Below are 12234 nucleotides of genomic sequence, written 5' to 3'. Positions count from 1 at the left end.
ATGCCTTTCGCCAGCCGCCAAATCACGCCACCCCGGACCAATGTCCGGTGTGCCAAATCCCTGCCGATTTGTGCCAAATCGACCGCCGCGCTACACAAACGTCATGCGTGCTCGCGCCGCTGTCGCGGACCCTGGCACCCACAAGATATCGCCTGTCGGATGGTACCTCAAACGCAAAACGGCGGCCTGAAGGCCGCCGTTGCGAGACATAAGTGTCTGAAAAATATGGCGCGCCCGAGAAGATTCGAACTCCTAACCTTCTGATCCGTAGTCAGCTTAGAAATGTGTGATTCCAGTATAGGTTAGACAGTTTTCATGATTTGTTTCACTCTTTGAAAATCAAAGGCTTGTATGGGGAGTGTCTAGCGGTTTCCTGCCATCAACCCCCGTACCTTCCGCATCCTGGCCCCCCGCCACCGGCCGCCGCCAGCAGCACGGCGCCGACGGCCAGGACGGGTCCCAGGCGCAGGACGGCGCCGATCATCGCCGCCCCCGGCGTCCCCTCACTCCGGCGGGGCCGAGGGCGGGGGTGGCGGCGGCGCCGGGCGGGCATGGCCGACGTTGAGGGCCAGGGCCTCCACGATCCGGCGCAGCGCGCCGACCAGCCGGTCGTCGGTGGGGGTGGGCGTCAAGGCGGCGATGGCCGAGGCCACGCTGATCAGTCCGGTGACGATCAGCAGCAGTTCGTCCCAATGGGTGACGATCCAGTCCATGGTCTGTCTCCTTCAGGGGTCAGGGTTCGGCGGGGGCTCGACAGCCTCCGCCCACAGCGCGGCCAGGTCGGCGGCGCCCGTGGCGGCCCGCAGGGCGCGGCCGGTGCGCGGCCCCCACCGGCCGTCGATGGGGCCGGGGTCGTGGCCCAGGTCGGCCAGCCGCTGCTGGGCCAGGGCGGTGCGCGCCCGCTCCAGGCAGCGCACCCGGTCGGGCAGGCCGTTGGTGCCGCCGTTGATTCTCTGGGTGATGGCGCGGATGTCGTCGGCGTCGGCCAGCGGGTTCAGGCCCCGGTCCGTCCAGTAGGCGGCGGCGATGCGCAGCGACAGCGCCGGCTCGGCGGCGCGCTCGGGGCGGGCCTCCAGGTCCTCGCCCACCAAACGGCCGAAGCGGCGGTAGTTGGCGCGGCCGGTCAACTGGATCAGCCCCCGGCCCTTGTAGCGCCGCCCGTCGCCGGGCCGGGTGTTGCCCAGGTCGCGGCGGCCCTCGTAGGCGGCACCGGACGCGTATTCCTCCGTCGTGCGGAAGCGGTCGGACTCATGGGCCAGTTGCGCCAGCAGATGGGCGACGCGCGGGGCCGTGTCGATGCCGGCGGGGGGCAGCGCGGCCGGCGCCTCGGCGGCCACGGCGGCGATGAGGGCGGCCTGGCGTTCGGACAGCCGCCCGCCGGCGGTGGCGGCCAGCACGGCCTCGGTCGGCAGGACGGGGGGTGGGACGGGGGTCACGGGCGATCCTCCTCTCTCGATCGCGGGCGTCCATCGCCCGCGTCATAGGGGCAGACGCGGCCGGCAAGGGACGTCAGCATGCGGTTCGTCTCTTCCAGGGCGTGGTGCACCGTGCGCAGATCGGCGGCGTGCAGATCGCGCCGCACGTAGGTCTGGCCGATCTCCGTGGTCAGGGCGTCCAGCCGCCGGTGCAGCCGGTCCCGGCCCTCGGACGACTCGCGGCGCGCCCGGTTGATCTCGGCCACGATCCAGGCGGTCGCGGCGCCACCACCCCCCAGCAGGGCCAGGCCGGCGCCGAGGGCCTCCCAGGTGATCGGATCGGCCATGGGGCCTCCTCTGTCTCGGGACACAAAAAACCCCGCGCGAGGGCGGGGCGGATGGGGTGGGCGGCGGCACGGTGGCTCAGGGCCAGCCGGCCGCCGTGTCGATGGCCCGCAAATCGGCCGGGGCCGTACAGGCGTCGATGGCGTCATACAAAGCGGCTTCGCGCGCCAGGAGGGCTTGCCAGCGGGCCGCCACGGCGCCGTGGATGGTGGTCATCATCGCCGCATCGGCGACAACCCGCGCCCCGGCACGGGTGACGAACGCCTGCGTCCCGCCTGTGTCGACCAGCAGGTCCCGCAGGGCGCGGATCTGTCCCAGCGCCGGGTCATCGGTCTCCACATGCAGGGGGCCGCCGCCGGTCTCCACATCCAGTCCGGCGTCGCGGGAGCGACGAAACGCCTCCGTCGCGCGGGCACGCCACTCCCGCTGGCCGGCGGCGAGGCATTCCGCCACCGTCACCTCGGCGAGGACACCAGGGACGGTCAGGTCGGTATCGTCCGGCGCGCGGCCGTAGAACGTGGGCGCCTCCGTCGGATACTCCGTCTCCAGTGCCCACAGATACATCAACCCGGCTACGTCCGGCGGTCGGGGGGCGTCGCGCGGAGTGCCTGCCGTCGCGGAGATGCCCGTCACGGCGTCGACGTAAGTATAGCGCAGGTATCTCATGCTACTTCCCTCCTAATAAATCTCGCGACGCATGGCGCGAATAAAGAGGGTGCTGGTGACGGACGTTTTAATTGATATTGATTGCCCGCCGGCGTCATTCGAATTGAAGCCTTGAGCCCAGACCTGCTGTTCGTTAATTTCACTAGACGTTACGTAATACACGTAAACACCTGATCCCCACTTAAAAGCCTCCTCGTTCCCAAGCATAAACGCCGTGACCGCTGTCTGACCTGGTACTGTGGTAGTGTATGCGCCCCCCTCCGGGCTTGAGTGCCTGTTTACACCCATTGTATCCGAGTCCACATCGTCTTCGTTACCACCGCTCTCATAGTTTGTGTCCGTTTTAATGCGATTTCCGGTATTGTTGTTAGCCGCGTCGGGTTTTAAGTTCCTCCATGCCACCTCGATCTCGTCTCGGGCTGGCACATACCAGTCCGCACGCCCGCCGATAGTCAGGCCGGCCGCCCAATGTGGCGCCGGGTACACACTCGCGGTGCCGGCCGCCAGCAGCGCTGCCGTGGCCGCCTGACCATTCGTCAGTGTGGCCGTGGCGGGCGGCCACGCGCCCTCAGACGCCGCCATCGCGTACGCCGATGATTCCCCGGCTGATTTGGGCGCCACTACAAGCCGATACCGGGCGGTCACCGACCAATCGGTGTATGTGCCCGCGCCCGTAATGCTTGTGACGTTGACCACCAGCGCGGTCCCCCAACCACTGGTGACCGTCCCCTCCATGCGCCGGTTGCCGGCGTCACCACGCGACACCAGCCGCACCGACTGGCCCGCGTAGAACAAGGGCGCCTGATCAGTCACCGTGACGGTGATCTGGCCGGTGGCGATGGTCAGGCTATCACTGGAGGTCGTGACCTCGTCCCAGATGGCGCCGCAATAAAAACCTCCGGCATGCGCGCTGCCGATGGCGGGAACGGAGGGCGGCACCGGCAGCAGGTCCGAGAAACCCGCCGACGTCACCACACCGACGCGGGGGCTCTCGGCGCTCTCGACCCCGGCCGCGTCGCGGTGCTGGACGGCGAGGCCATAGGCCACCGACCCCGGCTGCAGGTGTCCGGACGGGATGTCGTGGCTGGTCAGGTCGGCGGTCCAGCCGCTATCGTAAACGATGGTGTCCGTGCCCCCTGCATACACGATCCATCGGCTCGCCGCGTGAGAGACGCCGTAGATGGACCCATAGGCCGATGACGCCAGCGTCGGGCTGTCCTTAGTGAGCACCTCGCCGGGCGAGGGTGTCACGATCGTGGGGGGCGCTACCAGACCGGCGCCGACGTAGCCGGCGCCGGTCTGGTAGCGCAGGAACTCCCCGTCCGCCACCGGCGCCAGTTGCGCCGCCGCCGCCAGCGCGGCCAGGTCGCCCAGATGCGGCACCAGCGTCTGGAGCAGCACCGGGTCGTAGGTGCCTACCCCCTCGCCGATGCGCGCCACGGCGTGGATCGCCGGCACGAAGTTCGCCACCATCCCGTCGTTGCCATCCAGCCCGCCGGGGTTGGCGTCGGCGGAATAGACGTTGGTGTTCAGGCCCTCGGCGTAGTCGATCGCCGCCTGAATGGTCGGGAAGGTCGGATTGCTGCTCATCGGGTCACCCCCTCCAGGGTCAGGGTCGTCGTGCTGCTGCGGTCCCAGTAGGCGCGATCCAGGGCGGTCTCGCCCCGGATCTGGAACACGCCGCCGTGGCGGAAGCAGAGCGCGGGCTGATCGGTATCCGGCAGCCAGACCACCGGGCCATGCTGCTGCTGGGACCACACGGTGTCCGCCAGCACCTCCTGGTCACCGTCCGCCATGTAGTCCCAGGGGATTTCCACACGCCGGGTGGGTTGGCCGGGCTCGACGAACGCATGCCCGCCGGCCGTGCGCGCGACAGAGCCGTTCGGGACCACGATGTCCCGCTGGCCGGTCGCGTAGTTGATCCGGAACCGCTGGGCCGTGCCGGTGAACAGAAAGCCGATCTGGAGGTAGCCGTCCGGGTTGGCCGCGTCGTCGACCTGGATGTCCATGCCGCCGCAGAGCGCGCGATCGAACGTCATCCAGGCGATCCGGGGATAGGCTGTGTAGACCGCCGTTTCCAGGTTGCCCCGGAACAGGCCGGGGTGGCCCCAGTACATCTGGTCCCAGGTGTACAGCCGGGGCACGACCGGCTTGGTCTGGCGATCGATCTCGATCGACGCCGCCGTATCCGAGAACCGCGTGACCGTCAGTTCGGCCGCCTGCTGCAGGTTGGTACTGCCCAAAAACAGGGCCTGGGTCGGCTTCGGGGCCGCCCATCGCAGCCGGATCGGGCCGGGCGCGGGATCGGCGGATCGCGCCGGCACGCCCAGCGGCAGGGTGGGCAGCGTGTCCAGGCCCGCCCAGCCGAGGCCACTGATCGTGGCCTCTGTCGCATGGTTGGTGCGGCTCAAGAGTCCGTTCGCCATGTCATCAATCCCTCACCGTCACGGAGATCCGGCCGTTCAGCAGACCGGCCAGCGATAGGGCGACGACACGGACCCGCCGGCCGGCCTCGAAGCCCGCGACGTCGTCGTAGACCGTGCCCACCGCGCCGAGCGCGGGCACCTCGGCCGCGTCCAGGAACAGATCCAGGGTGTACTCCCGGCGCGCCTCGGCCCGATCCGCTTCGAGGGCCCCCCGCAGTAGCGCCGCGTCGGCCGCATCGGCCAGCAGCGTATCAAGGCTGAGGGTGCCCGCGAGGGGGCACCGTGCCTTGACCGCGCCCGACCACGCGCCTTCGCTCACCGCGCGGCGGTATTCGGTCTCCGCGAAGGTCACGGACGCCGTCGGCGCCAGAGCCGCCGTGCGCTGGCCCGGGGTCCAGTTGCGTGTGTGACCGATGGAAACCTCGTGCACCGGCAGGCCCTGGTCGTCGCCGGGCTCGACGCCGCCGTGGTGCAGGTCCGGGCGCCAGACGAAGGACGGCGGCCCCGAGGGCGCGCCCAGAGGGCCGGTGGTCAGCCGTCCGGCCGGTGTCCAGGCCATCCAGAACCGGTCCGACCGGCACAGGGCCTCGACGGCCTCCCGTGCCGTCATGCCGTCCCCGGCCGGCACGTGCAACCCGACCGCCCAGGGCCGCTCCGCCGCCCGGGTGGCCCATGTGCCGTCCAGGTCGGACTCCAGGGCCAGCCCCAGGTGATGGACCAGGATGTCCGGGATCAGGCTGGCGGGCGTATCGCGGAACGCGCCGCCGCGCGCGTCGCCCTCGACGTCCACGGTGAGATCGAATTCACCCTTGGAGTACGTCTCGAGGGTCCCCGTCGCCAGATTGACCCGCCACCAGGACCCGTCCGCCGCGCCCAGCGTGCCGGGGGTGGCCGCCCCGCGGTCCACACCGCCGTCCCGCACCGCCGTGATGGCCTGGATCGGCTGGCCGCCGTTGAGTGACCACAGGGGGTAGTTTGCGGCGCTGAGGCCCAGGTATGTCGGCTGCACGTTCCGGCAGCGGCCCCAGGTGCGCTCCTTCTCCACGCCCTCCAGGTCGGCGCCGCCCTCCAGGCCGCCCGTGCCGGCGTAGCGCGTGGTCAGCATTGGCGTGTCCAGGTCACCCATGCGGTCGCGCACCGTCAGGGTCACCGTGGACCGGGTCAGGCGTGGCATCTCCTGCACCAGGGTGGCAATGGCGGTCGCGCTCGCCAGCGATCCCCCGGCCGGAACACGGCGGATCGTCACCGGCCAGCCCGCGCCGTCTCCGGCGCACAGGCGGGCGTCCAGGGGGCGGGGGCGGCCGATGTCATCGGGCGCGTTGCCCAGCACGAGGCCGGACACGTCCAAGGCCCCCAGCGGGCTCTCGTCCGTGCCGATGGCCTGGGTGATGCCGCCGAGGGCCTGGACCTGCGGCAGGTACGGCGTGCTGGCGGGTGTGTCCGTGGGCGCGGTGACGAAGGGGCCGACGGCATACCGCAGCACGACCAGCGTCGTCGTGGCCCGGTCCACCACCGTCGGCTCCACCAGGGCGATGCTACGCGACATGGCGGCGCACCGTGTGGATGGTCCGGCCCTGGTCGCGCACCGCCTCGGCCACGGTGTTGTGCCCGGCATAGGCCACGTCCGTGTTGCGGCGGGCCTCGGCTTTCAGCTGGGCCACCTCTTGCCGCAACTCGCGGATTTCCGCGACCAGCGGGCCGACATCGAACCCCGGCAGGCGTCCCGTCTGGTTGATGGCGCCGAGGGCCGGCAGCGTGGCGTCGGTCACGCTCGGCGCCCGCACCACGAACTCGCCGCCGGCCAGGGCGATCGCACCGCCGCCCGCGTACCGGGCCATGACGCTGTCCACGTCCCAGACGCCGTTGCCGACGACGCCGCCGCCGGCGTATCCGGGGATCGCACCCCCCAGGCGGAAACCCATGGGGCGCCCGGCCTCGTACTGACCGTGCCGGTCCCAGTGCGCGCGCCCCGATGTGAAGGCGCCGCCGGCCACCGCCGCCGCCACATCCGGGTTCGCCGCCAGATAGGCGGCCTCGTTCCAGGGCGGCGGCGCGATATCGTTGGCCGCCGCCAGCGCCTGGACGGCCGCCAGGAGATTGACGCTCAGCCCGTCCAGCGACGCCAGGGTCGCGACATCCCCCTCCTTGATGGCGGCCTCGACCGCCGTCAGGCTGTCGATCTGGCTTTCCAGGGCGTCTAGCGACCGTTGCTCGACGCCGACCTGTCGCAGGCCCTGGGCCTCCACCGCCGACAGCATGTCGTCCAACATGCGGTAGGTCTCGGGGGTCTGACCACCCGTGCCCCAGTTCTCGCGCGCCAGTTGGTTCAGATCAGGCGCGAGCGCCGCCAGGGTGGCCGCCGCGTCGGCATCTCCCATCATGGCACCGGCATAGGCGTCCCGGACCGCCGCCTCCAGCGTGTTGAAGCGATCCATGGGGCTGAGGAGGGTGTCCGCGCCCGTGCGCAGCCCCAACAACGCATCGGACGCCGCCTCGGCCACGGCCCGCCAGCCCGAGACGACGTCCCGTTGCGTCGTCAACAGGTCCGCCAGCGCGGACCGTTCCGCCTCGTAGGCCGCCAGCAGGGTCTCGTGCGCCGTCGTCACCTGTGCCGCCTCTTCGGCGGCCAACAGCGCCTGATGCAGGCCATCCACCACGACGTCGACGCCCTGGTACTGGTCGATCAGGGCGGTGATGTCGGCGGCGGACATCTCGTCCACCAGGGCGGCGATCTCGGCCGTGTAGGTGCGCGTCACCACGGCGGCGTCCAGGCCGACGCCGGCCGCCTCCTCCAGGGCCGCCGCGTACTGATCGGCCACCCCGGACAGGTTCAGGTAGGGCGTGCCGGTGGCCTGGGCGTAGCGCTGCTCGTAGGTCCGCTCCAGGTCGGCGCGGCTCTGTTCCACCTCGTCGGCCAGCATCTTGAGGATGTCCGGGATGTCGCCGAAGGCCTCGGCCAGCGCGTCGGCGCCGTCGTGGGTCAGGGCGACGGTCTCCAGCCAGCCTTCCAGGGACCGCCGCACGGCTTCGGTCTCCGCCTCCGCCAGGCTGGCGAAGCCGGCCGCGCCGATGGTCTCGTCGGTCCAGCCGGCGGCCCCCATGACGGCGGAGAACTGGTCCCGCAGCCCCTCGGTCTGGCCGATGAACGCCTGGATCTCGGGGGCCAGGATGCGGCTCTGCTCGGTCAGGCCGAACATCGACAGGGCGGCCGCCTTGACCGCCGCGTCGGCCTCGGCCATGCGGTCGGGCATCAGCCGCGTGGTGGAGTCCAGGAACTCTTCGATGGCCTCTTGCGACTGCTTCAGGCCGGCCACCATCTGGCCGCGCGCGGTCTCGCTGAAGGACACCACGCCGGCGGTCATGGCCTCGATGGCCTGGTCGAACTCCATCACAAAGGACAGGTCCGGCAGCACCGTTTCGATGTTGTCCGGCGTCACGTCCTGCAGGACCCGCGAGGCGTCGGGCATGTCCTCGAGGGCACCGCCCAGGTGACGCAGGTAGGCCGACTGCGCCGCCTCCATGGTCGTGAAGTCGATGAACTGACCGTCCTTGACGCTCGACACGTAGGGCCGCAGATCCTCCGGCACCCCCGTGTGCGATGTGGTCAGGCGGAACTCGCCGTCGTCGGCGCTGATCGCCATGTCCAGGGCGCCCGACAGGCGGGCGTCGGTCAGGTCCATGATCTGCTGGACGAAGGCCCCGAACGGGTCCACCGCCGCCTGCTGCGCCGCCAGGTCGGTGTGCTTGCCGAAGTAGGCGCCGGTGCTGACCGTGCCGTCGGGATTGACGGTGATGTGCCCGCCGCCGGCCGGATGCGGGCGGGTGGGGGCAAAGATGCTCCCGAAGACACCCTCCAGGATGCTTCCGCCCAGCGCCACGAACGGCGCGAAAGGCTGGGCCCCGGGAATCAGCATCATGGCCCCGGCCGCCAGGTTTGCGGCACCGCTGAAGTACTGGCCGTTGGCGATGCCCAGGCCGCCAGAGATACCGTACATGCCGGCGCCGAAAAGTTGACCGCCGGAGATCGGTACACCCCCGCCGGACGTGCTGACGCCGCCGAGGCTGGCCGGGCCGGGCGACGGCGCGCCGGTCACCCCCGGCGTGTACATTGAGGACGACGAACCCCACACGAACCCGCCATCGCCCCCGATGGTGAACAGCGGTTTGTTCACCCACGAGGGCAACATCCCGAAGGTATCGCCCGTCATCGGCAGCGAGATCGACGACAGGTCGAAGCCGGACGGTGCCTGCTGGCCCGAGGGCACCAGCACGGTTTTGCCATCCGGACCCACGGCGGGCTGGTAGCCGGCCGGGACGTTCCCGGCTGTCGCCTGGGGTACACCGAACACCGACGGCGCCGAGGCGACGGCGTAGTCCATGACGATGGTCAGTGGCTCCGCCAGCAGACGCGCCTGCCAGTCCCGGAGCATGGTGTTCAGCAGGTCGCCGAGGTCGTCCAGGCCCTCGTCCCACCCGTCGTGGATCCCGGTCACCAGGGCATCGGCGACATCTTTCGAGACGGCATAGGATTCCCCCTCGATCGCGTCCCAGTAGGCGCGCATGTCCGCCGCCGCGTCCAGGTCGCCCATGGCCCGGCCCAGCGCGGCGGCGGACATGCGCGCGGTCTCCAGCGCCTCGGCCTCGGACAGGCCGGCCTCGCGGGCCTGTTCCAGCACCGCCGTGTACTGGTCCGCCGTCGCCGAGGCGATCTCGCGCTCGCGGGTCAGCCGCTCCAGGGCGTCGCCGCCGGCCAGGATCGCGGCGGTTTCCTCGTCCAGCAGGCGCGGCGCGTCGGTCAGGCGGCCCAGCTCGGCCTGGGCCTCGGCCTGGATCGAGGCCACATGCTCGTCCCGCGCCGCGATCAGGGCGTGGATGGTGTCGATCTGTACCTTGCCGCTGGTGATCGCCTCTTCGATGACGTCCGTGTACTCGCGCTCCACGCGCATCGCCTCGGGCATATCCCGCTGGCTGTACTGCTCCAGCAGACGATTCGCCGCCTCCAGGGCGGTGTTGTGGTTGCGGGAGACCGAGGTGGCCTCGCGCGCAGCATTCTCCGCCGCCCGATATCCTTCATTCAGCGCCGCAGTAAGCCGGTCTTCGGCGACCATCAGTTCTTCGATTTGCTGCACGGAGTATTGTGCCGCACGCGCGAGGTCGCTAGCCTCGAAGCGGCGCTGGAGTTCTTGCGCGGCCTCCGCACCCTGTCGTTGAAACAGTGTGTACGCCGCTTGCAACCGGATTACGCGGGTTTGAAGATCGTCCACTGTGTTCCGCGCACGATCCATCTCCCGGGACATCTGCGCGGCGGCACGGGCCGCCGCAGATTGGCCGTCCGCAAGCTCAAAGAACGCCAGGGCCGCTTCCTCCGTGGGATCCCTTAACAACCGCGCCGTCATGGTGACGTGCTGATTGCTCTCTCCCACATCGGCGGTAGACGCGATTAGCGCCTGTTGTGCGTCGATAGTTTTGAGAATCGATGCGCGAACATCGCCCCCCAGACTGTCAGCAAAGGTCCGCATGTTCGCTAGCCAGGCTTCCAGATCCTGCGACCCGGTTCCCAGTTTTGCCACCAGCCGATCGAATTCATTGAAAAGCCGCAGCGCGGACTCGCCCTGGCCCGTGAAGTCCATGGCGTTAAGGTCGAACGCATCCCGCAGGGACGACACCGCCTTGCTGACCGCCTCAGCCTGATCCTCAACTGCCTCGGCCATATCGAACAGCGCCGCCTCGCGCTGGGCGGCCGTCATGGCTGCGATAGATTCCGTCGTTTCCCCAACCAGGATGTTGTGATCCGCCGTCACCTTGTTCAGGTGCTGCTGCACATCGATCAGCGCCTGCGTGGCAACCTGTGCGTCCGTCACCCGGCTTTCCCACAGCAGCCACCCGGCGGCGCCGGCCGACAACAGGGTGGCAATGATCGACAGCGGCGACACGCCCAGCGTCGCGGCGACGCCGAACTTCGTGACGGCGGCGGTCGTGGTGTTCGTGGCGATGCCCAGCCGCGCCATGGCTGCCTCGGCCGTGTTCATAGCCCCGGCGAAAAACACCACGCCGGCCCCGGCCTTCAGGCCCTGCCAGACCATCCAGGCGCCGATGACCAGATCCAGGTTGTTCGCCAGCAACATGGCGGCATCGCTGGCCATGCCGCCGGCCACTGCGAACTTCTCCATGACGGCCACGGCCGCGTTCTGCGCCTCCAGGCTTTCCAGGCGCTCGGTGACGTCCATCAGCGTTCCGCCGATGACACCCGACGCGCCGGCGCGCTCGTCCACCTGACCCGAGAACCGCGTCAGCGCGTTCTGCACCATTTGCGTCTGCTGATTCAGCGTGAGGTCCATCTCCTCGCGCAACTCGCGCAGGCCGGGCAGCACGGAGCGCAACGCGGCGGAGACCCGATCGGCCGACAGTTCGCCGGCTTCCGCCATGGCGCGCATGCTGCCGGCGGAGACGTCCAGCCCCTCGGCGAGGGCATCCGCGAGGGCCGGTGCCTGTTCCATGATGCTGTTGAACTCGTCGCCACGCAGTTTCCCGCCCTGCATGGCCTGCGTGAACTGAGTCACGGCCGCCGCCGCCGATTGCGCGGACCCCGGCATGGAGGCCATGGACAGGGCCACGGCCTCCGTCACGTCCAGGGCCTCGCGCATCCCGCCCGGCAGGTCGTCCAGCGATTTGGTCAGGCGCGCGAGGTCCGTGAAGGAGGCCCCGGCCGCCTGACTGATCCGGTACAGGTCGCGTTCCACCGCGCCCGCCTGATCGCCGGCCGCGCGCTCGATCAAGCTGACGGCCTGATGGTACTCCTGCGCCTGCTGCATGAGACTGTTGAGGGACAGACCCACGCCGATCGTCCCGGCCGCCATCTCCAGCCGGGACCACGCGGACGCAGCCCTGTCGGCGGCGCCACCGAACAGATGCGCCTCGACGACGGTCTCCGCGATCTCCTTCTTGAGGCCCCACATACCGCCGGCCGCCGTGGCCATGGTCAGTTCCAGCGCCGTCCACGCGCGCTCCGCCGTCGTCACTTGGGCTACCATGACGCCCATGGACGTCGTGATCTGCGTCGCGCCGGCCACGAACCGCCCGCCGGCCGCCGCGAACTCCCCAGCCGCCGCGCCGAGCCGCGCCAAAGCCATCGACGTCTTGTCCGCCGCCGTCGCACCTTCGCCAGCCGCGCGCGCCAACCGCTCATAGGCTGTCTCGACCTTGGCGGCGCCGGACACGGCGCCGCTGTCGTCGATGACGATCTTGTCGATGATGACGTTGATCTCGGCCATAGGCGCGCCTCATGGTGCGCGCGATGGACTCACCGCGCGGCATACGTCATGATTCCGGCTTCCTTCGCGAAGGAGGCCAGAAATGGAGTACGTGCTGATCGGAGCGTTTCT

The 12234-nt window shown here is 69.8% G+C and carries 8 protein-coding genes; all 8 read right to left on the bottom strand.

Translation table 11 applies throughout. The features are described 5' to 3' along the window. Positions 1-503 precede the first annotated feature (503 nt). Positions 504-713: a hypothetical protein gene (locus GGD89_RS16770; RefSeq protein ID WP_184047652.1), complete on the bottom strand. Its 210-nt coding sequence runs from the start codon at positions 711-713 to the stop codon at positions 504-506. A 12-nt stretch (positions 714-725) separates the two neighbouring features. Beyond that, a complete protein-coding gene (locus tag GGD89_RS16765) occupies positions 726-1436 on the bottom strand; it encodes a peptidoglycan-binding protein (protein WP_221238528.1) in 711 nt (236 codons plus the stop codon). Then, a complete protein-coding gene (locus GGD89_RS16760; protein ID WP_184047649.1) occupies positions 1433-1762 on the bottom strand; it encodes a hypothetical protein in 330 nt (109 codons plus the stop codon). Before GGD89_RS16760 ends, GGD89_RS16765 begins: the two co-directional genes overlap by 4 nt. 76 nt (positions 1763-1838) lie before the next feature. Beyond that, the gene (locus GGD89_RS16755; protein ID WP_184047646.1) at positions 1839-2426 is read right to left on the bottom strand and encodes a DUF4376 domain-containing protein; all 588 of its coding nucleotides are present in this window, start codon (positions 2424-2426) and stop codon (positions 1839-1841) included. Between the two features lie 12 nt (positions 2427-2438). Then, positions 2439-4016 carry a hypothetical protein gene (locus GGD89_RS16750; protein WP_184047643.1) on the bottom strand — a complete coding sequence of 526 codons (1578 nt, stop codon included), beginning with the start codon at positions 4014-4016 and terminating at the stop codon, positions 2439-2441. Further along, entirely contained in the window at positions 4013-4852 is an 840-nt protein-coding gene (locus GGD89_RS16745) for a hypothetical protein (RefSeq protein WP_184047640.1), read from the bottom strand. The genes GGD89_RS16750 and GGD89_RS16745 overlap by 4 nt, the downstream gene beginning before the upstream one ends. Positions 4853-4856: 4 nt before the next feature. Beyond that, positions 4857-6398 carry a hypothetical protein gene (locus tag GGD89_RS16740; RefSeq protein ID WP_184047637.1) on the bottom strand — a complete coding sequence of 514 codons (1542 nt, stop codon included), beginning with the start codon at positions 6396-6398 and terminating at the stop codon, positions 4857-4859. Then, positions 6388-12123 (bottom strand): tape measure protein, encoded by a 5736-nt coding sequence (locus GGD89_RS16735; RefSeq protein WP_184047634.1) that lies wholly within the window; start codon positions 12121-12123, stop codon positions 6388-6390. Before GGD89_RS16735 ends, GGD89_RS16740 begins: the two co-directional genes overlap by 11 nt. Between the last annotated feature and the right edge of the window lie 111 nt (positions 12124-12234).

The organism is Roseospira visakhapatnamensis, assembly GCF_014197915.1.
Taxonomy (GTDB): Bacteria; Pseudomonadota; Alphaproteobacteria; order Rhodospirillales; family Rhodospirillaceae; genus Rhodospira; species Rhodospira visakhapatnamensis.
The sequence above is the reverse complement of the archived record's forward strand: the minus strand, read 5'-3'. Positions and strand labels throughout refer to the sequence as shown.

What these genes read in the sequence shown, in the direction of transcription:
- GGD89_RS16755 (WP_184047646.1), bottom strand. Translation starts at nt 2,426, where the DNA reads ATGAGATACCTGCGCTATACTTACGTCGACGCCGTGACGGGCATCTCC.
- GGD89_RS16745 (WP_184047640.1), bottom strand. Translation starts at nt 4,852, where the DNA reads ATGGCGAACGGACTCTTGAGCCGCACCAACCATGCGACAGAGGCCACG.
- GGD89_RS16735 (WP_184047634.1), bottom strand. Translation starts at nt 12,123, where the DNA reads ATGGCCGAGATCAACGTCATCATCGACAAGATCGTCATCGACGACAGC.
- GGD89_RS16760 (WP_184047649.1), bottom strand. Translation starts at nt 1,762, where the DNA reads ATGGCCGATCCGATCACCTGGGAGGCCCTCGGCGCCGGCCTGGCCCTG.
- GGD89_RS16740 (WP_184047637.1), bottom strand. Translation starts at nt 6,398, where the DNA reads ATGTCGCGTAGCATCGCCCTGGTGGAGCCGACGGTGGTGGACCGGGCC.
- GGD89_RS16750 (WP_184047643.1), bottom strand. Translation starts at nt 4,016, where the DNA reads ATGAGCAGCAATCCGACCTTCCCGACCATTCAGGCGGCGATCGACTAC.
- GGD89_RS16770 (WP_184047652.1), bottom strand. Translation starts at nt 713, where the DNA reads ATGGACTGGATCGTCACCCATTGGGACGAACTGCTGCTGATCGTCACC.